Source organism: Paenibacillus silvestris, from assembly GCF_009882985.1.
Lineage (GTDB): Bacteria > Bacillota > Bacilli > Paenibacillales > NBRC-103111 > Paenibacillus_E > Paenibacillus_E silvestris.
Map to the genome: position 1 here is coordinate 174,295 of NZ_WTUZ01000014.1, position 18,807 is coordinate 193,101.

Annotated in this window: 17 protein-coding genes and 1 riboswitch; of the genes, 11 read left to right on the forward strand and 6 right to left on the reverse strand. The window is 48.6% G+C overall.

From position 1 onward, the window contains the following. Positions 1 to 53: 53 nt before the first annotated feature. From GQF01_RS10665 to GQF01_RS10685, 5 genes are all read left to right on the forward strand, one after another. Complete coding sequence (locus GQF01_RS10665) at positions 54 to 2,645, forward strand: Ig-like domain-containing protein (RefSeq protein WP_161406761.1); 2,592 nt, start codon at positions 54 to 56, stop codon at positions 2,643 to 2,645. Between the two features lie 130 nt (positions 2,646 to 2,775). After that, complete coding sequence (locus GQF01_RS10670; protein WP_161406762.1) at positions 2,776 to 3,393, forward strand: PH domain-containing protein; 618 nt, start codon at positions 2,776 to 2,778, stop codon at positions 3,391 to 3,393. Between the two features lie 102 nt (positions 3,394 to 3,495). Next, entirely contained in the window at positions 3,496 to 3,885 is a 390-nt protein-coding gene (locus tag GQF01_RS10675; protein ID WP_161406763.1) for a hypothetical protein, read from the forward strand. 144 nt (positions 3,886 to 4,029) lie between these two features. Continuing rightward, positions 4,030 to 5,148 (forward strand): carbohydrate kinase, encoded by a 1,119-nt coding sequence (locus tag GQF01_RS10680; RefSeq protein WP_161406764.1) that lies wholly within the window; start codon positions 4,030 to 4,032, stop codon positions 5,146 to 5,148. After that, on the forward strand, positions 5,145 to 6,056 hold the full coding sequence (locus GQF01_RS10685; RefSeq protein ID WP_161406765.1) for a pseudouridine-5'-phosphate glycosidase: 912 nt from the start codon (positions 5,145 to 5,147) through the stop codon (positions 6,054 to 6,056). The genes GQF01_RS10680 and GQF01_RS10685 overlap by 4 nt, the downstream gene beginning before the upstream one ends. 137 nt (positions 6,057 to 6,193) lie before the next feature. Here the strand turns inward: GQF01_RS10685 and GQF01_RS10690 are convergent, their stop codons facing one another. Next, positions 6,194 to 6,772, reverse strand: coding sequence for a nitroreductase family protein (locus GQF01_RS10690; RefSeq protein WP_161406766.1), 579 nt, complete (start codon positions 6,770 to 6,772; stop codon positions 6,194 to 6,196). 354 nt (positions 6,773 to 7,126) lie between these two features. On the opposite strand from GQF01_RS10690, the gene GQF01_RS10695 reads away from it, so the two are divergent. Both GQF01_RS10695 and GQF01_RS10700 read left to right on the forward strand, forming a co-directional pair. Further along, positions 7,127 to 8,731, forward strand: coding sequence for an S-layer homology domain-containing protein (locus GQF01_RS10695; RefSeq protein WP_161406767.1), 1,605 nt, complete (start codon positions 7,127 to 7,129; stop codon positions 8,729 to 8,731). Between the two features lie 164 nt (positions 8,732 to 8,895). Further along, positions 8,896 to 9,372 carry a hypothetical protein gene (locus GQF01_RS10700; protein ID WP_161406768.1) on the forward strand — a complete coding sequence of 159 codons (477 nt, stop codon included), beginning with the start codon at positions 8,896 to 8,898 and terminating at the stop codon, positions 9,370 to 9,372. A gap of 10 nt (positions 9,373 to 9,382) precedes the next feature. Here GQF01_RS10700 and GQF01_RS10705 read toward each other — a convergent pair whose 3' ends face one another. The 4 genes from GQF01_RS10705 to GQF01_RS10720 form a co-directional block, all read right to left on the reverse strand. Next, a complete protein-coding gene (locus GQF01_RS10705) occupies positions 9,383 to 10,180 on the reverse strand; it encodes an energy-coupling factor transporter transmembrane component T family protein (RefSeq protein WP_161406769.1) in 798 nt (265 codons plus the stop codon). After that, positions 10,171 to 11,637, reverse strand: coding sequence for an ABC transporter ATP-binding protein (locus tag GQF01_RS10710; RefSeq protein ID WP_407945401.1), 1,467 nt, complete (start codon positions 11,635 to 11,637; stop codon positions 10,171 to 10,173). The genes GQF01_RS10705 and GQF01_RS10710 overlap by 10 nt, the downstream gene beginning before the upstream one ends. Before the next feature lie 5 nt (positions 11,638 to 11,642). Continuing rightward, positions 11,643 to 12,239 carry an ECF transporter S component gene (locus tag GQF01_RS10715; protein WP_161406771.1) on the reverse strand — a complete coding sequence of 199 codons (597 nt, stop codon included), beginning with the start codon at positions 12,237 to 12,239 and terminating at the stop codon, positions 11,643 to 11,645. 99 nt (positions 12,240 to 12,338) lie between these two features. Then, a riboswitch (TPP riboswitch) is annotated at positions 12,339 to 12,448 on the reverse strand. 52 nt (positions 12,449 to 12,500) lie between these two features. Continuing rightward, positions 12,501 to 13,946, reverse strand: a complete 1,446-nt coding sequence (locus GQF01_RS10720; protein WP_161406772.1) for a methyl-accepting chemotaxis protein — start codon at positions 13,944 to 13,946, stop codon at positions 12,501 to 12,503. Between the two features lie 185 nt (positions 13,947 to 14,131). Here GQF01_RS10720 and GQF01_RS10725 point away from each other — a divergent pair, with 185 nt between their 5' ends. After that, complete coding sequence (locus tag GQF01_RS10725; protein WP_161406773.1) at positions 14,132 to 14,863, forward strand: DUF3105 domain-containing protein; 732 nt, start codon at positions 14,132 to 14,134, stop codon at positions 14,861 to 14,863. 20 nt (positions 14,864 to 14,883) lie between these two features. Here GQF01_RS10725 and GQF01_RS10730 read toward each other — a convergent pair whose 3' ends face one another. Beyond that, positions 14,884 to 15,666: an AraC family transcriptional regulator gene (locus tag GQF01_RS10730; protein WP_161406774.1), complete on the reverse strand. Its 783-nt coding sequence runs from the start codon at positions 15,664 to 15,666 to the stop codon at positions 14,884 to 14,886. Positions 15,667 to 15,785: 119 nt separating this feature from the next. Between GQF01_RS10730 and pyk the strand changes: the two genes are divergently transcribed. From pyk to GQF01_RS10745, 3 genes are all read left to right on the forward strand, one after another. Continuing rightward, entirely contained in the window at positions 15,786 to 17,198 is a 1,413-nt protein-coding gene (pyk, locus tag GQF01_RS10735; protein ID WP_161406775.1) for a pyruvate kinase, read from the forward strand. Between the two features lie 124 nt (positions 17,199 to 17,322). Continuing rightward, on the forward strand, positions 17,323 to 18,279 hold the full coding sequence (gene uvsE / locus GQF01_RS10740; RefSeq protein ID WP_161406776.1) for a UV DNA damage repair endonuclease UvsE: 957 nt from the start codon (positions 17,323 to 17,325) through the stop codon (positions 18,277 to 18,279). Then, positions 18,257 to 18,472, forward strand: coding sequence for a hypothetical protein (locus tag GQF01_RS10745; protein WP_161406777.1), 216 nt, complete (start codon positions 18,257 to 18,259; stop codon positions 18,470 to 18,472). Before uvsE ends, GQF01_RS10745 begins: the two co-directional genes overlap by 23 nt. The last annotated feature ends 335 nt before the right edge of the window (positions 18,473 to 18,807 follow it).

Sequence of the window (18,807 nt, forward strand, 5' to 3'; positions counted from 1 at the left end):
CCCAGTTTTTTATTCATAACTTATTACGGAACGATATCGGAGGGATTATTAACGTGAGGTTTAGACACAGCAAGTGGTTATCCTTGGTCTTCATTTTCATTCTAGCCAGTCAATCTTTAGTCGCAGGAAACGCCTTTGCCGCTGATGAGATTTCCAAACTCGTCCTGAACAAGAATGAGCTTGCTTTGCAAGTTGGGGATACTGCGAATCTGACAGCAACCGCTATTTTCGTAAGTGGTTCTACCGAGAATGCAACGGTCAAAACGGATTGGAATTCCGGCACGACAGAAGTTGCTTCCGTCTATGCAGGTGTAGTGACAGCCAAAAAAGAAGGAAAAGCCGTTATTACCGCTACTTATATGGGTAAAACCGAGATCGTGAATGTCACTGTAAGTAAAAAAGTAAAATCGTTAACAACAGACAAGCGCTCCCTTGAGCTGCGTCTCAATGCCACAGAACAACTATTAATTACCGCTTACTATGATGACGGCACATCCGAGAATGTGACCAGCAAAGCAGACTACACGGTAGATACAAGCTCCATCGTTACTGTTACAAACGGTTTGGTTAAGGGACAAAACCCCGGCAGTGCAACCGTAACGGTCAAATATATGAATCAATCACTAACTCTGCCTGTCGATGTTGAGGTTGTTCGACGCATTGACGCTGAGAGCTCAAACGTATCCTTGCTGCTAAACGGAACAGCAGATATCAAAATTATGGCAACTTATCCGAATGGCGACATTGCCGACGTCTCAGAGAAAGTTGTCTGGGCGACAGACAAAGCCAAAGTTGCTGATGCTATCAAGGGTAAAGTTACAGGTTACAGTGTGGGTACAGCTAACTTAACGGCAACCTACGGCACGAAATCTACAACAATTACTGTTGACGTAGACAGTACCCTCAAGCTTGAATTAGATAAACAGAATTTGCTTCTGAAGAAAGATGCCACTGGTGTCTTGAAGTTAACCGCTACATATGCTGACGGAAAAACGGAAGATATCACAGATCGCGCCGAGTGGGCGACCAGTGACGAGAATATCGTCCAGGTTTCAAAAGGAAAGCTTTCGGCCATCGCGATCGGCGAAGCCAAAATTTACGCAAAATACGGCGATAAGGCCGTTGTGGCCAATGTAGACGTGGAAGTTCCGCGCCGATTGGTTGTAGATACGGAGCTTGTTTCCTTGCAAACGGGACAAGAGCAACTCCTAGTCCTTCACGCTACCTATGCCGACGGCACAAGTGCAGTCGTTACGGAGAGCGCTGAGTGGAGCGTGGATGATGAGAATGTGGCTTTCGTTACCAAAGGAAAAGTTACAACTTACAAAGCTGGTGTCGCTACAATTACCGCGAAATACGGCGGCAAAACTACGACTACGAAAGTAGAAGTCGACATCCCTACCATCATCAAGCCAAGCAAAAAAGCCGTTAATTTACAAATCGGCGGATCTGAAAAAATCACATTGATGGCCTCTTTCAAAGACGGCCGCGAGGTGGATGTCACGAATAAAGCCGAATGGACTACCAGCAACAAGGATATTGCCGAAGCACGCGGTGGCGAAATCTTCGGTCTTGCGACCGGTGCAGCGACCATTACGGTGAAATATGGAACACGCACAGCGGTTATTCAAGTATCTGTAGGCGTTCTGAAGAGCCTTAAGGTCAGCCAAGAAAAACTGACGATGAAAAAAGGCGACTCCGTTACTTTGACAGCCGAAGCTCTTTATACCGATGAGACGAAGAAAGATGTTACCTCCGACGTGATCTGGACCAGCAGCAATGTGAAAGCTGCCACAGTTGACGGCGGAGTCGTGAAAGCTATAGCTTCTGGAGAAACTACACTAACAGCTCAATTAGATAACAAAACAGTAACGATTCCTGTTCAAGTCGATATGGCAAGCGATCTTACAGCGAATGTAGCTAACCTAGTTTTTGATTTGAATGAAACACGCACGATCGTTCTGACGGCTACCGATTCCTCAGGAGCACCGCGTACGGTCACCAACGATGCAGAGTGGAAAACAAGCAATAGCGCGATTGTGTTAGTCTCCAAAGGGGTTGTGACTCCGGTAACACGAGGGAAAGCGACGATTACAGCCACTTATGGCGGCAAAAGCATTTCTATCCCGGTAGAAATCGGTGTAGTTGCAGGACTCGTGGCAGATAAGACTTTCATCGTGACCAAAAGAGGCGATCAAGTCCAAATAAAATTGACAGCAACGCTCTCGAACGGCACAACCAAAGATGTTACGGAAACAGCGACATGGAAAGTAAACTCCTATAAACTGGGTACCGTTACGAATGGACTTTTCACACCAACAGCTTCAGGTAAAACGACAATCACCGGATCCTTTGGCGGCAAAACAGTTGCCATTCCAGTGGAGATCGACTCCCTGAAATACTTGAAAACCGATGTGGTCAAAGTCCAGCTTACAGAAGGCAGCACGGCCAACGTCGTAGCTCTAGCCACATACACGGACGGATCTGAAGAGGACGTCACGAAGCCAGCTTTGTGGACATCATCGAATATCATGATCGCGGATGTGAAAGACGGCGTCATCAAAGCAACCGGCAAAGGAACTGCGAGAATTACGGTGACGTATTCTAACATGAGAACAACGGTTCAAGTGACAGTTACCAAATAAAACAAAAGGCTATCCTCAAGTAGAGGCATCTACTTGGGGATAGCCTTTTTTATGTCATAAGACTCGCCTGCCTGCCATAATTTGTACTATACTTAATAGGTATTTATTTGCTCAGGAGAGGATTGATCATATGTTCGGTAGAGTAGCAGCTGACATTCTGGGGTTAAGTGATGTAGGTTCCGTAATCAAGCCTGAAAATTATGATAAGGTTGATGCCGATGATTACGTTCTGCATGAGGATAACGAGAAGATTTTCTTTTTGATTAAGTCCAAATCGGATGAATATTGCTTCACGAACCAAGCTTTAATTCATCTCGACGGCACGAGCGCCGTTAGCAAGAAACGCGTGCTGCACCGCTATCCTTACAGCAAATATGCTATTTCCCAAGTTTCTTTGGAAACAGCTGGCACAGTGGATCTCGATGTAGAGATCAAATTCGTACTGGGTTCCGTCATTTTCTCGATTGATGTGCACAAGAAGCATGTTGAAGAACTGAAAGATCTGTATAAAGCTCTGATCAAAATTTCAGAAATCACACAAGAAAATGAGCACTTCCTTGATTATGCGAAGCAAAGTATCGAACTGGCTTCCGCGACATTAAACCGTACGACGAAAACCGAGGGGCAGCAGCTATCCGAGGAATTCAAACAGGTGAATCAAGGCGCTTTCGACTGGCTCGTGAGCACCCATAAACAGTACAAAGTAAAGGATTTCGGCTTCGTTTTTGAGAAATTCATTAATCAATAAAATTGTCCTCATAGGCTTGTACATAAGTTTTCGTACATAGGGGAATATATCCATACCTGCATTAACAGGCAACTATTTAAGAACTGCTTGGAGGTATGGACCATGTTTCCCCGATTTGTGAAACTAGCTTTGATTTCTTTTCTGTGCATTACCGTCCTGCTTGGGGCTCATCAATATCGTACGCATCCGCATAATCAGCAAACGATATCCAGTGCTGAAAGCTGGGAGGCAGCCAAGCAAGGCTCGCCTACTTTTTATCAGACAAATCCCTTCGGCATGCCTGGCGCAGATGCAAGGCTGCATATGACTACGGATAGGAATCAGCATGCCGCGGCATATGGTCTTACACCGCCAACCTCGATGAAGGCTTTGATGATTCATACGCAGGAAAAAACGGATAAGGGATGGGGCGGTTGGAGTTATATCGGCCTGTTGGGATTACTAGGGATGCTCGGCATCAGAAGCCGTTCGGAGTCTACTTATTCAGAATAAGCGATTAAAGGAGCACTGTTTCCAGTCTTGGGGAGCAGGCTCTTTTTCATTTGCGAGCGCACTACGGACAAATGTTTTATTGTTGGACATTTGTCTGAGGTCGTTATAAACTAGAGATAGTCAACGATCGAAAGGAGCCATTTCATGGATCGTGAACAGCAAATTTTAGCGCTCATTCGTCAAAATCCATTCATCTCTCAGCATGAAATGGCCAGCATCATCGGTATTTCAAGGTCCGCTGTCGCCGGCTACATCGCTGCCCTAACCAAGAAAGGGACGATCCGCGGGCGTGCTTACGTGACATCGGATGAGAGTACGGTCATGTGTATCGGCGGTGCGAACCTAGATAGCAAAGCGACTAGCAAGCAAGCCATTCGCCTAGCCTCATCGAATCCAGTCACCGTAACGGAATCCTGCGGGGGCGTCGCGCGCAATATCGCGGAGACGCTGGCAGGATTAGCATGCGGGGCTGCGCTGCTCACGGTGGTAGGCGATGATAAAGCCGGCCAATGGGTGTTAGAAGAAACGCGGAAGAGCGGCGTTGATGTCAGTCAAGCCATCGTACTCCAAGGTGAAAACACCGGGACGTACACGGCTCTGCTCGACGCCACAGGCGAGATGTTTCTCGCTTTTGCTAATATGGACATCTACGATAAATGTACACCTGCCCTGCTCCGGGACAAATGGCCGCATGTCGCTTCTGCCAAGCTCATCATTGCGGATACGAATTTACCCGCTGAGACACTTGCCGAGCTGATTGATCGGTGCAGGGAAGAAAACCTGCCGCTATTTATTGATCCTGTCTCTTCAGAAAAAGCCAAAAAACTGCCGCAAGAGTTGCACGGTGTAACAGCGATCTTCCCCAATTTGGAGGAAGCTTGCCAACTGGCAGGTATCGCTTCCGGTGGCAATAATAGCAGCAATTATAGCCTGATTACAGGAGCAATCCGCGCACGCGGCGTCCGTCACGTCTTCATTACGCTTGGCAGCCAAGGCGTGATGTATGCTGGCGAGGAAGGCGAGCGGCATTTCCCGCCTATTCCCACCAAGGTCGTGGAGGTCACCGGCGCAGGCGATGCTTTTGTCGCCGGTATTGCTTATGGGTTCATGCGGCACTCCACCTATATGGAATCCTGTATTTACGGACTCGCCGCCTCTCATATTACACTTCAAACCGATCAATCTGTCGCGAGCGAGCTGACGGAAGAACGACTGCAACAAACCTTACTTCACCTGACAAAAGGAGACGAATCCCCCCTATGAATACAACTTACTTAACGTTTACTGATGAAGTTAAAGAGGCTTTGGCAAACAATAAACCTGTCGTGGCTCTAGAAACTACGATTATTTCTCACGGGATGCCTTATCCTCAAAACATAGAAATGGCCAAAAAGGTCGAACAAATCATCCGCGATAACGGTGCCGTTCCAGCAACGATCGGGATCATGGATGGCAAGATCAAAATCGGCTTGAACGAGCAGGAGCTCGAAGCTTTCGCGACGAACCCCCATGTGGAAAAAGTCAGCCGCCGCGACTTCCCTTACATCCTCTCATCGGGCCAAATCGGCGCCACAACCGTCGCAGCCACAATGATCGGTGCCGCACTGGCGGGCATCGAAGTGTTCGCTACCGGCGGCATTGGCGGTGTTCACCGTGAAGGCGAAGTGACGATGGACGTCTCCGCCGACTTGACTGAACTGGCACAGACGAACGTAGCGGTTGTCTGCGCAGGCGTGAAGTCCATTCTTGATATTGGCCGCACGCTCGAATATTTGGAAACCCACGGCGTACCCGTGGTTGGTTACAAGACGAGCGAGTTCCCGTCGTTCTACGCCCGCGAAAGCGGCTACGGCGTAGACTTCCGCCTCGATGAGGCAGCTGACGTCGCGGCCATGCTCCGCACGAAGTGGGAGCTCGGCCTTGCCGGCGGCGCCATCATCGCCAACCCGGTCCCTGCGGAATCCGCCATGGACCATGTCGAGATCGAAAGCTTCATCCAGCAGGCGCTAGCTGAAGCCAAAGATCAGAACGTGACCGGCAAGAAGGTCACGCCTTTCCTGCTAGCGCGTATCAAACAGCTGACCGAAGGTCGCAGCCTGGAGACGAATATCGCGCTGGTGTACCACAATGCCGAAACCGCCGCGAAGGTTGCGGTTGCGCTCAAGAACTAAGACCAAACCCTGCATGCCCACGTTGATTGTGGGCATACAGGGTTTTTTCACATGCAAAAAGTGCAGCAAATTCAGCTCGCGCCAGCTTAAGCACGGAGAATTTGCTGCACTCTTTGCAGTAATTTAATTAGCGAACTCTATTCGCTAACCCAAAGTGTTTTTTGCTCAAACGGGGTACGCGTTGCTTTCGACGGCGGAGCCATGTCCGGGTAGCCGAGGTAGACGAAGCCGACGAGTTCTTCTTTCGCGCCGAGGCCGAAGACTTCTTTCATCTTCGGATGATAGGTCGGCGCTCCCGTCCGCCAGATCGACCCCAGACCAAGCGCGTGCGCGGTCAGAATCATATTGTGTACGGCGGCATGTGCAGCCGCGTATTCTTCAATCTCCGGCACCACGGCTTGTGCCGAAGGCGTAACTGCCACGGCGATGACCACTGGCGCGCGGAATGCTTTTTTGATCTGTGCACCTTTCAGCACAGCCAACTCTTCCTCAGTCAATGCCGGATCAGCTTCTGACGCCGCTACCTCAGCATAACCTTTCCCCAGTAGCCCACGGCCTTCACCTGTCATCACCCAGAACCTCCACGGTTCAGTATGGCAATGGTTAGGCGCCCAAGTGCCTGCTTCCAATATCTCTTCAATCAGCGCTTTGTCAACAGGGTCTTGTTTCACTTTCCCGATACTCCGGCGATTGCGAATTGCTTCTTTTAGTTCCATGCTTCTCCCACTCCACTCTTTGAGTTACACTTCATTTTTGTTTCCTATTATAAGTCTATTGTGATATGAGCGATCCTGCAACAGCAAACATACAACTGATTCAAAAATTATCGATTGAGAATGAGTTGAGACAATAAAAAACCTGACGGATTGAGTGAATCTCCATCAGGCTTTCATCTACTTTATGAGGGACAACTTGCCCCAACTTACTTTTAGCACTCTTCTACCTCGACTGCCAAGAATTTGACAATGACATAGACTATCAGGCAAGCTATAGTTATAGCAACAGAACGACGCACGATTGCTTGCTAGATTCATAGCTTCATATTTTATTCAAATCCTAGGAGGTACTAGATGAAAAAACTAACAATGATCGCAACAGCTGCTATGGCTTTCTCTTTGTTCACTTCCGCTGCGCTAACTCACCCTGCATCTGCTGCTGGCAAAACTAGCGCTGATTTCACCGACTTAGCTACTATCGACGCTTCATTAAAAGCCAAAATTGACGCTATGCTGGCGTCCGATATATTCGAAGGCGTATCCGACAACACATTCGGTATCACGCAAAATATGACTCGCGCACAATTTGCAAAAGTAGCAACTCTCATCTATGACATTAAAGTAGATCCTTCCGTTAAGGTGTCCAGCTTTACTGACGTTCATGCAGATGATTCCGCTAACGGATGGGCAATTCCTTACATCGAAGCTGCCAAAAAAGCTGGACTGATTGACGGCGTTACCGATACAACATTCGTCCCTGGTGACTCCGTAACTGCTGGTCAACTTGATACCTTGCTTCTTAAAGGACTAGGCAAAAAAGTCTCCGTAGCTGGCACGCCTTGGTACACGGATGCTGTCAAACAGGCAACTGATCTTGGGATTCATCCAACTGGGAAATCCGGAGATCAAGCAGCTAACCGCGCTGACCTTGTTCAAAGCTCTTACGCGGCGCAGCAAGCTTTTGACAACCAAACACTCATTTCGATCACAAAAGTTCAAGCTTCAACCGACAATAAGCAAGTCACCGTTTCTCTGAACAAAAAAGTGGACACAGCTAAAGCAACATTCACGCTTAAAAATGGCACGACAACGGTTCCTGCAACAACAACATGGTCGGCAGATGGCCTTACAGCAACCATCGCTGTTGACGCTGCGCTTCCAGCGGGAGATTATGTAGTAACGCTTGGCGGGCTAGACGCTTCTACGATCAAAACAGCATCTGGAAGCTTCAACGTAGCTGCAGCTAACACTGGCAACATTTCAATTGTTGGTAATTACACGTTAGCTTCCGTAATCGATAGCGGATTAACAAGCTCAGCAACAGGAACGATCACTCCGGCAATTGCCGAAGATCCTACAAAAAGTAAATTTGCCAAAGAAATTGAAATTCAAGTTAAAGACGATAACGGCGACATTATAGCAACTCCGGGCATTGTTCAATCTGTGTTCTCGTCTAACACAGGCGTTGCAAAAGTAGATGTTACAGCTGACCATCATGCATACGTCATCGGCAACAAAGCTGGAACGGCAGATATTAGCGTGTCTGTTCAAATTGGGAACGGTGATGTTAAACAGTTACATGTAACAGTCACAGTTACCAGTGACGCAGTGAATGCGAAAGAGATTAAAGCCGACGAAACTTCCATTACGAAAGAAATGACGGGTGATGTTGGTTCCGAGAAAGCTGAAATTGATCCATATACGGAAATGGATCTTTCTGTGACAGACAATTATGGCATTACTTATGAAAATACAGAGATTGCCGATTATAACTTTGCTCTAGGTACACTTTTTATAACCAATGATGTAAAAGGTAATGGTGTCGACCCTGTAGGTACTGTCAAGGTTGGAACAGATGGTAAAGTTCAAGTTGAAGGAAAAGTAGCATCCTTTGAATTAACAGCAGTAACCCCATCCGGTCAAAAAGCAACAAGTTTTGTAACAATGACACGCAGATAAGCCATGTACTAGAGCTCAAGAGAGCTACAGGCCACCTTAAGTAGTTAATCTACTTAGGGTGGCCTTTTTTTGCATTCAGCGCGGCTCATGCACCAAGATGCCCATTTTACATATATTGCTAATGCGCACTCATGCCTAATCTCCCATGAAAAGGGGTTCGTCCCATGTATAACTACCCTGGTTATTACTTTCATCAACAGCCCTTGTATCCTCATTCACCGACTGTATCCGCTCCTTCCTATTATCGTGCTTATGGCTTATATGAGCATCAAGATCAGCCAGAAATTTGGGCAGGTTGGGAGCAGCATTACCCCCATTTCAACAAGCATTCGACCATACCCCGTGATTATCCAACCGTTGATTCTAAAATACTTTCCAACTCGATTGTGTCGTCTAATCATCTGCTCAAGGACGCTTCCCTTCTCACTCAAAAGCTAGCTGAACCCGCCATCGCTCGCGAGCTAATGACACATGCTCAGCAGGGAAATCAAAAAGAAGTGGATCGTATTGTCCACTCCTTCGGCTGCAAATCTATGATTGTAACCAGCTACTCACCAAGCTCTGTTAAGTTCACAATTGAACCTGGAGCAAATGACATTCCTTGCTGTGAGGTTACTCTATTGCTCAAATGGGGGCAATAGGCTGCTTCGTCTATCGTACGTCAAAGGCCTGCCAAATGGGTAACGCCGTCCCCGCCCAATGCGCGAATACAGCAAGAAGAAGCCAGTAAACCATAAAATAAATATCTAACTTGGAATAACTGGATTGATAGTAATAAGTCCGTTTGGTATGTGTGGAAAAACGCTTCGCTTCCATCGCCACGGCTGTTCGGTGAGCGCGGCGGATGCTCTGGGCAAGGAGTGGAATGGCATACATGCGCAGCGTTGTGTACCAGTCTGTAAGCCAGTTGCGCTTTCTTTTCCTGCCCCGTACCTTGAGCGCATAGCGCAAGGTTTGGAATTCCTCCAGCATAAGCGGCATCATGCGCAGAGCGGCAAGGAAGCTGTAGGCGTACTTCGGCGCCACTTTCCACTGCTGCATCAGCGCATAAAATAAGGCAACCGGCCGGGTCGTCAAGCTGAACAACAGTCCGACCGCCGCGACCTGCAGGCCTCGGAAGCCCAGATGCAGGCCACGATAGAAGCTTTCTTCCGTGATTCGGATGAATCCGAAGCGAAACCACTCCGTGTCCCCGCTTCCGAACATCATCATCCCTGCCGCAGAGGAGATGAAGATGAGCAGGAACGGCGAAGCATACAGCAGCAAACGCCGCAGCGGCTGGCCTGAAAAAAAGAACAGCAGCACCAGCGCTCCCGCTGTTAAATACATCATTGTATTCAGATTATGCGTGAATACAACAAGAACAAACAGAAGCAGGGATAGGACAAGCTTCACTCCTGGATTGACCCGATGCAGCCAGGTTTCACGGTACGTGAACGTTATTTGCATACCACCCTCGCTCCCTCCCTGGTGTGTGCTGCGAAAGTCGCAGACTGTTCCCTCACATGGCCGGCTTCAACCTGCCAAACGCGCGTGGCGCAGCGTTTGACGATCTCCTCATCGTGCGTCACCATCACGATGACGGTCCCGCTTGCGCGCAGCCGTTCCAGCTGCTCCAGCATGCGCATCGTACCGCGTGCGTCGAGCCCGAAGGTGGGTTCATCCAGCAGCAGGATACGCGGTCTGCGAACCATCGCAGAAGCTACGCTCAAGCGGCGCTTTTGGCCCATCGAGAGCTGGAACGGATGCCGCTTGCGCAGCGCGAGCAGATCGTACTGCCACAGCAGTTCCTCAAGAAGCGCCTGCTGTGCGCCCCTCCCCTCCTCCGCCTCCGGCAAGGAGTAGAGCAGCTCTTCCTCCACCGAATTCGTGACGAATTGAAATTCGGGATTCTGAAACACGAAGCCTACTTGCTCCGCAAGCTGCTCGATTTTGGTGCCCTTCACCCCCTCGATCCAGCAGCTGCCCTTGGTCGGGATGAGCCGCATAATGGCGAGCAGGAGTGAGCTTTTGCCTGCACCATTAGCGCCGATGATCGTGATCCAGTCACCAGGATAAACGCTCAAGTTATCCACAGAGGTCTTGATCTGTCCGCCGCGAAGTCCGGTGAAATCCCGAAAGCTCATGATTGGCTGCCGATTGTCAGCCGTATCATTGCCACTTAAGCGCTCGATATGGCTATCGTCCCAGACGCCCGGGTACCAAATGCCATAGTCGGCTAGCTGCTTTTTGTACCCTTCGAACACGGCTTGTGGTGAGCCATCAGCCAGTATTTCGCCATCTGGAGAGATCACAATTAGACGATCGATGAGATCGAGAATACCGCTGATTTTGTGCTCCACAATGACTAATGTTTTGTCAGCGCTTATGGACCGGATCGTATCCCATACAAGCGCCGTTCCCTCTTCATCTAACAGCGCCGTAGGCTCATCCAGAAAAAGAACTTCAGGCTCCAAGGCGAGGACACTTGCAATCGCCAACCGCTGTTTCATCCCCTGAGACAGTTGGTTGATTAAGGTATGAGCATCTTCGAGCTGTAGTCCCACTAAGCTCAGATAGTGCGCAATGCGGGCGGGCATTTCCTCACGAGGGACTTGCCTATTTTCCAAAACAAAAGCAACTTCCTCATCCACATAAGGCATGCAGAACTGAGCATCTGGATCTTGAAACACATAGCCCCAGCGACTTGGTGTGACAAGCTTATCCGCCTTAAGTGGAATCTCGATGATATCGGGGACAATCCCGCTTAGCACTTGCAGCAGCGTCGATTTACCGCAGCCGCCTGGCCCGAGCAGCAACACTTTTTCCCCCGGCATCACCGAAAAGGAAACCCCTTGAAATAACAGGGGAACCTCTTCACCAGGATATTTTAACCGCAGGTTGGTAACGCCAATTTCCTCGCTCATACCCATTACCCCAGTACGTCGTAATCTTTCTTAGAAACGGGGCGAACCAAATTAAGCACTCCGGTACGAGCCAATGCTTTGGCCAAGTAATAGGCGAATACGCCAGCGATGATGGCAGAACCAGCGAGACGAAGTCCAATAAATAAGCAATAATTCCAGAACGTTAACTGATCAATATAGCCATAATATTTATCTACAAACAGCGAAAGCACGGCAGACGCGAAGGACGCAAGCACCGTTACACCCACATTCGCCCGACGATACAGGAAAAGTGCGAAAATGAGCTCTGCTCCAAGTCCTTGAAGGATACCATAAGCAAGTGTCGATACCCCCCATGAACCTCCAAAAAGCGCTTCAATCGTCGCGGCTGCTACTTCAGCCAATAAGGCGACACCTGGTTTACGAATAACCAGAAAAGCAAATGTAGCCGCCATGAACCACATGCCGTAGCTTAACTGCTCAGCGTGCAGACCAATCGGTTTTAGAAGATCGTACATCGGACCCCATATGCGGTAAATCACCCCAAATACCGCTGCGATCACGATCGTAACCAAGATATCGGTCAATTTTAATCCTTTTGCTCCTGTTTCTTTTTGTGCCATTTCTTCTTCCCACTCCTTTTCCTAGATACAATTTGTAAAATGAGATAGACGAACACGACAAAAAAAGCCTACCGGGATGCGGCAGGCATAAAATTAGTGCAGAAAGGCACTCCAATTCTCTACGCTGGCATTACCCAGATCAGATTAACGGTCAGTGGCATAGGGCCACTATCTCAGCCTGACTTCATCAAGCACCCGTGTTGCTATTCATTTGGCTTAACTGTATCGGATTAACCGATATTTGGCAATGCCTTTGCGAAATTATTTTTCAATCAAAAGCTTTAGATCCAGCGTCAATCCGTATAACTGGCGGATGCTGTCAACAATATCTTCCACTCGCTTCTGCTGAACCTCTGCGCTAGCGAGCACTTGCTGCACGGATGCGGCCGACTCTTCGGTGATCGCTGCGACGGATGTCATTTCCTCAGCAACCTTCTGGGACGACATTTGCAATTGTTGATTCATGCGCTGCAAGTTCTCCGCTTGCTCCATGACTTCCGCAGTATTCGTGTTAATCACTTCGAATAGTTGATCAACGCTTTCCGCTGATTTTTTACCCGATTCTACGGCTATCTTACCAACGGCCACTTTCTCTACCGCTGTTTCGACCTTTTGCTGAATGGAGCCCAGAATCTCTGAAATATCCGTTGAAGCCACGTGTGCGTTCTGCGCAAGCTTCCGAATCTCGCCAGCAACTACGGCAAATCCTTTGCCATGTTCCCCAGCACGAGCAGCCTCGATGGAAGCATTGAGGGAGAGCAGATTCGTCTGATTAGCAATGTCGGCAATCGTCGTCACGATATTTCCGATTTTCACATTTTCTTCGTTCACTTCATTCATGATGTTCGACGTTTCCGTTACGATGACGGTAATGTCCTTGATTTTATGCGTCAGATCTTCCATTTGATTCTTGCCTTCATTCGTCATGCGGGCAGTATCCCGGGACCTGCTGCTCATCGTATCCGATGCGGAAGAGGTCATCTCCACCGTCTCATTCACTTCTTGGATTGCCGTTGTAATGTCTGTGATGGAGGTTGCTTGCGACTCAATACCGATTGAGATCTCTTGGAAAGCCGCTACAACTTCTTCCGTGATTCTGCCGGTAACGGAGGCATTTTCATGAAGTGTATTGCTGGAAGTTCCTAGTACTTCTGTTGTCGTACGGACACCTGTCAATACCTCTTCTGTCTTCATCCGCGACACTTCAGATTCACGAGCACTCTGTGCTACACGGCTTAATAATCTGCTTCCTATCTGACCTTGACCAATAAGCGTCATAATGATTAGCACATAAAAAGCATTGATCGCGATGTAGTCAATAGGACCTGACAACGTGGAACAGAAGTAATTCAAATTAACGATTCCGATCACGCCATTAAGCAGCAGCGGCCTGTAATCCATATACAAGGAGACAAGCGCTAAACTTAGGTACAAGATAAGCATGCTGGATAAAGCGACATTATGTGTCATAAAGAAGTACGAAATCACATTAAGGCCTATTGCAATGACATACTTGGTATAAGTGACCCCGATTTTCCTCCAGATCAGCAGCGTGCACAATAACGCGATAGGAGCCCCAAAAGCGAGCAGCGTCATTACTACTCCCATGGACCTATAGGAAGCTCCCATTCCTAATACCAAACAAGCCCACAATAGCTTCACCATTAATCCGTTTCTTTTATGTAGTTCTAGCAACTGTGCTGTCATCTGGTCATCCCCCATTTTTTCTACAAAAATAGACATTTTGCTACATGATTCAACAGGTATAAGGGAAAATCCTCCTTTTTTAAAGCTGAAATCGGGAACTTCACAAAGAATTTGACTTCTTGTCTCTATCGAAACTACAATATGTAGTGTATGAAGGAATATAAACGTAAAGGAGCTCATATCAAATGGACAATTCCAACATTCAGAATGGATCGGATCTTACAGCGATTTTGCTTTATATAGGGGCAGCCCTTTTCATTTTGGCCATCTTTGGTTATGTATTTGCCGCTAAGACGAATAAAGCGAACACGAGCAAGCTGAAGAAAGCGGAGAAACAAGCCCTCCACAAAAAGCACAAGACTTGGCTGATTCTCTCCCATACGTTAATTATTTTGGCAGTCTGCTCTTTGGGAACTTCCCTGATCCAGTCCTCATCCAACAAATATAGCGTAGATAAGCTTAACTATAATGCGCCCATCGAGGTCATTACGGATAAAGATTACGGGCGTGGTCATGATGAGGGGATGTTAACCTACGAGATGAAAATTCCAACCTCAGGCACGCACAGTCCGCATGACTTGAAGTTCGGATTTTACAAGGAAAGACCGACGTATGCGATGCTTGTCCATAATTTGGAGCATGGAGATATCATTATCTATTACCACCCCGATGCGCCTCAAGAGCTCAAGGACCGCCTCGAATATTTAAGCAAATTCAAACAAGCCGGCGCTGGTGTGCTTGCTGTACCTAATCCAGATGTGCCCAGCGATAAAGAGGTTGTCGTAACCGCTTGGACGAAGACGATGCAGCTTCCGAAGTTTGACGAAGCCAGTGTCGGCACTTTTATTTACCAGAATATTGATAAAGGTCCTGAGAAGATCCCACCTGAAGTGCGCCGTGGCGGCGGAACTATGTAAATACGGAGGACCAATTCCCTTTACTTACGTACATTCTCGCGATCAGAGACCAAGTCAGTCGGCACTAATCCCGTTAATCTTTTGAACACACGATAAAAATAAGATGGGTCATTGTACCCGATGAAATCGGATATTTCCGTCACCGTCAATGCCGAATGCCTGAGCATATATATGGCCGTTTTGATCCTTGCAGCATGCACGTATTCACTGATCGTCTGGCCGGTTACTTTGCGAAAAAGGGTTGCCGCGTAGTTCGCTGATCTACTAATGCAAGTACCCAACTCCTCCTTGGTGACATGCTCCCGGTAGTGGTTCTGGATGTAGCTCTTCATATGCTCAACCAGTTGGAGTGTAGCACTCGTGGCAGCCTCCTGATCCCACTCTCTATGCAAATAAACGAACAGCTCTGTTAGCAGCGCTTCACACAGCGTCTGATAATAGGGCTGTTTGTCTTGCCATTGCTGATGGATATGCCGCAGACGATCGAGAATCAGTTCGTATTTACTTGTGGATCGGCTTGCGGCTCTGGCTAGTTTGAAAAGCGGGAAAGAGGCTTGAACGGTTCCTGGATCAAATTGAACGACATATTTTTCGTGCAGCATGGTTGGAACACTTCGCCCATAAAAGGGAATACTGCTCGGGATGAGCAGCCATTGCCCCTTCTCCAGCACTTGCTTTTTTTCCTCGATCCAATACACACAGCGGCCGTAAGTAACAAGTACAAGCGTCCAATCCTGGCAACCCTCCTGCCATTCCCCATACCAATTGCTGCTTTTATCAAACGTGTAACTCGTTACCTTCATTTTCCACCGCCTGAATACTATAATTCATATAGCATACTATAATTCATAGAGTTTTGTCGAAAAAAGGCATATAATGAAGCCAAAATTGATTCGTCCACAATGAAAGGAAGTCCTGAACAATGCGTAAAACGAAAATCATTTGTACCATGGGACCTGCTTGCGATTCGATCCCTACTCTGAAGGAATTAATTCGCTCTGGTATGAGCGTTGCCCGATTAAATATGGCGCACGGCGATTTGGATGAGCACCGCGGCCGCATTCAGCGCGTACGTCAAGCAGCTCAAGAGTTAGGTGTTGTCGTTCCGATTCTGATGGATATCAAAGGACCGGAAATCCGCATCGGGCAATTGAAAGATGCTTCTTATGATTTGAAAACCGGTGATCGCATCGTCTTGACGACGGAGCAAATCATTGGCGACGGCAACCGTGTTTCCGTGAATTACCCAGGTCTCCCGCAGGACGTTAAGCCAGGCAATCTCGTTCTCATCGATGACGGCTCCATTGAGCTTCGTGTTGAATCCATCGATGGCACAGAAGTGATCTGCAGCGTCTTGAACCAAAGCGTTCTGAAGCAGCGCAAAGGTGTGAACTTGCCAGGTGTGCGCACATCTCTACCGGGTGTAACAGAGCGTGACGTGATGCACATTAAATTCGGTGTGGAAGAAAATATCTCTATCGTCGCGATGTCCTTCGTCCGTAACGGTAACGACGTTCAGGAAGTTCGCGGAATTCTAGAACAGCATGGTGCAGGCAATACGCCGATTATCTCAAAAATTGAGAACGAAGAAGGCATGACGAACTTCGCATCCATTCTTGAGGCGTCTGACGGTATCATGGTTGCGCGCGGTGATCTTGGCGTAGAAATTCCCACAGAAGAAGTACCGATCGCGCAAAAAGATATGATCCGTGCTTGTAATCTAGCTGGCAAGCCAGTTATTACAGCAACGCAAATGCTTGACTCCATGCAGCGTAACCCGCGTCCGACGCGCGCCGAAGTGAGCGATGTCGCGAACGCTGTACTTGACGGCAGTGACATGGTCATGCTCTCCGGCGAAACCGCCGCGGGCAAATATCCCATCGAGTCCGTGACGATGATGGCGACAATTGCCGAGCGCGTTGAGCAAACGATGGAGCGCAGCTCCATGATCGATGCACAGCTGCAATCGAACAACGAAGTGACGGAAGTGCTGTGCCAAGCCGTTGTATCCTCCGCGAATAAGCTGAAGGCTGCGGCGATTCTGACACCGACAGAGAGCGGCTTCACGGCACGGATGATCGCCAAGTATCGTCCGGAAGCACCGATTATCGCGGTGACATCCAACGAGTACGCGATCAATCTGCTTAGCATGGTACAAGGCGTAATCCCGATCCATGGGGAGTTCTGTGACTCTACTGATGCGATGATTCGCTCGGCTATCGGACATGCTGAAACACTCGGCTATGTGAAAAAAGGCGACCTCACTGTCGTTTCCGCTGGTGTGCCTGTAGGAAAATCAGGAACTACCAACCTGTTGAAGGTTGAACGGGTTTAAATAAACCAAATCGGATTAAGATAAAGACGCCTTAAGGGGTGTCTTTTCTTGCTTTTATGCCTTAAAATATCTGCCAGAGGGCACATTAACGGTAACTTTATAAGTGCTTTTAACGGGAGGTTCTATGATTATCCGACTCGGATTCGTATCGATTGCACTCGCGATTTTTAATAATACACCTAGCTCGACGTTTACGTATAAGCTGTTCTCCCAGCGTCCGCGTGAGGAAGCCACGCAGCGTGCGATTGCTATTGGACGCAAGAATCTCGAGGCAACGCAGCGCATCCTCTTTTACAATGCCGCTCATGGCATTCGCTTGTTTCGTCTCTCTTCGTCGCTCATTCCGCTAGCCACTCATCCGGATGTGCAAATCGACGTGGCCAGCGAATACAAAGACGAGCTTAAGAAGCTCGGCGACTTTGCTCAGGCGCACGACATTCGCCTCAGCATGCATCCCAACCAGTTCACGCTGCTGAACGGGAGTGACTCGGTCGTTGCTGCTGCGATTCAAGATTTGCGCTACCACGCAGCGATTCTCGATGGGATGGGGCTTGATGAATCGGCCATCATCAATATCCACGTCGGAGGCGTGTACGGTGACAAAGCAGCCGCGACAGAGCGGCTGTTCACGAAGACGCCCGAGGTGCCGGATCATATCATGCGACGGCTGACTTTTGAAAATGACGACAAAACCTACACGCTAGAGGAAACCCTCGCCGTAAGCCAGAGGCTGGAGCGTCCCTGCATGCTGGATTTGCATCATGATTGGTGCAACCCTTCGGAGGCAACGCCTCAGGAGCTGCTCCCGCAGATCGCGAAGACTTGGGGCGATATCCCCATGAAAATCCATGTTTCATCTCCGAAGTCCCCTAAAGATACGAAGGAGTTTCGTTCCCATGCTGACTACATTGAGCCGGAGCAGCTGGTCGCTTTTCTCAAAAGCTGCAAGGAAGCAGGACTCGAACGCATCGACGTCATGATTGAGGCGAAGATGAAGGATCTATCCTTGTTCCGGTTGGCGGAGCAGTTAGGCAAGATTCGTGGCATTAAGCGGATTGATGGCGGAATTTTGGAGTGGTAGAGGTGGAAGAGACGGAAAGACGGTAGAACTAAGCGGGTTCCGCTCGGTTTTGCCGTCTTTTTATGAAAGCGAGGCTTTGGCCCAGTGGGGCTGGCTGCTGAACAAATTGATTACTAGTATTAACGCCGATTACTACCGTTATTTTCCTCGCTTGATCCAATTTAGCGCAAGTAGATGGAATTTCTACCGCTAATTACTCCGAATCCGCCAAATTTGCCCAAACACCGATGAATTAGAGGTAGTTTTTCCAGTTATATCCTCCAGTAGAGCGTCGCAGCTCTGATTAACTGGAGATTTTCCAGTTATTTCTGCGGGATGAGGTGGGGGCGGCGCGCTGTAGGGCGCGGCAGGGCACGGCGGAAGTGCGACAAGGCGTGGAATGGCGCGGCAGGGCACGGCGGGAGGTGCGGCGAAGTGGAGCTTCAGCCTTGAATGCCGCAGAAACTGCGCGCTCGTGAAAGCTGAGCGGCCGAAATTTCACCGCATAACCTATCTTGCTCATCCTTCCGTTTATTTCCACTCAGCTAA

What these genes read in the sequence shown, in the direction of transcription:
- GQF01_RS10725 (WP_161406773.1), top strand. Translation starts at nt 14,132, where the DNA reads ATGGACAATTCCAACATTCAGAATGGATCGGATCTTACAGCGATTTTG.
- GQF01_RS10680 (WP_161406764.1), top strand. Translation starts at nt 4,030, where the DNA reads ATGGATCGTGAACAGCAAATTTTAGCGCTCATTCGTCAAAATCCATTC.
- GQF01_RS10675 (WP_161406763.1), top strand. Translation starts at nt 3,496, where the DNA reads ATGTTTCCCCGATTTGTGAAACTAGCTTTGATTTCTTTTCTGTGCATT.
- GQF01_RS10710 (WP_407945401.1), bottom strand. Translation starts at nt 11,637, where the DNA reads ATGAGCGAGGAAATTGGCGTTACCAACCTGCGGTTAAAATATCCTGGT.
- GQF01_RS10745 (WP_161406777.1), top strand. Translation starts at nt 18,257, where the DNA reads ATGGCGGAATTTTGGAGTGGTAGAGGTGGAAGAGACGGAAAGACGGTA.
- pyk (WP_161406775.1), top strand. Translation starts at nt 15,786, where the DNA reads ATGCGTAAAACGAAAATCATTTGTACCATGGGACCTGCTTGCGATTCG.
- GQF01_RS10695 (WP_161406767.1), top strand. Translation starts at nt 7,127, where the DNA reads ATGAAAAAACTAACAATGATCGCAACAGCTGCTATGGCTTTCTCTTTG.
- GQF01_RS10700 (WP_161406768.1), top strand. Translation starts at nt 8,896, where the DNA reads ATGTATAACTACCCTGGTTATTACTTTCATCAACAGCCCTTGTATCCT.
- GQF01_RS10690 (WP_161406766.1), bottom strand. Translation starts at nt 6,772, where the DNA reads ATGGAACTAAAAGAAGCAATTCGCAATCGCCGGAGTATCGGGAAAGTG.
- GQF01_RS10705 (WP_161406769.1), bottom strand. Translation starts at nt 10,180, where the DNA reads ATGCAAATAACGTTCACGTACCGTGAAACCTGGCTGCATCGGGTCAAT.
- GQF01_RS10715 (WP_161406771.1), bottom strand. Translation starts at nt 12,239, where the DNA reads ATGGCACAAAAAGAAACAGGAGCAAAAGGATTAAAATTGACCGATATC.
- GQF01_RS10685 (WP_161406765.1), top strand. Translation starts at nt 5,145, where the DNA reads ATGAATACAACTTACTTAACGTTTACTGATGAAGTTAAAGAGGCTTTG.
- GQF01_RS10730 (WP_161406774.1), bottom strand. Translation starts at nt 15,666, where the DNA reads ATGAAGGTAACGAGTTACACGTTTGATAAAAGCAGCAATTGGTATGGG.
- uvsE (WP_161406776.1), top strand. Translation starts at nt 17,323, where the DNA reads ATGATTATCCGACTCGGATTCGTATCGATTGCACTCGCGATTTTTAAT.
- GQF01_RS10720 (WP_161406772.1), bottom strand. Translation starts at nt 13,946, where the DNA reads ATGACAGCACAGTTGCTAGAACTACATAAAAGAAACGGATTAATGGTG.
- GQF01_RS10670 (WP_161406762.1), top strand. Translation starts at nt 2,776, where the DNA reads ATGTTCGGTAGAGTAGCAGCTGACATTCTGGGGTTAAGTGATGTAGGT.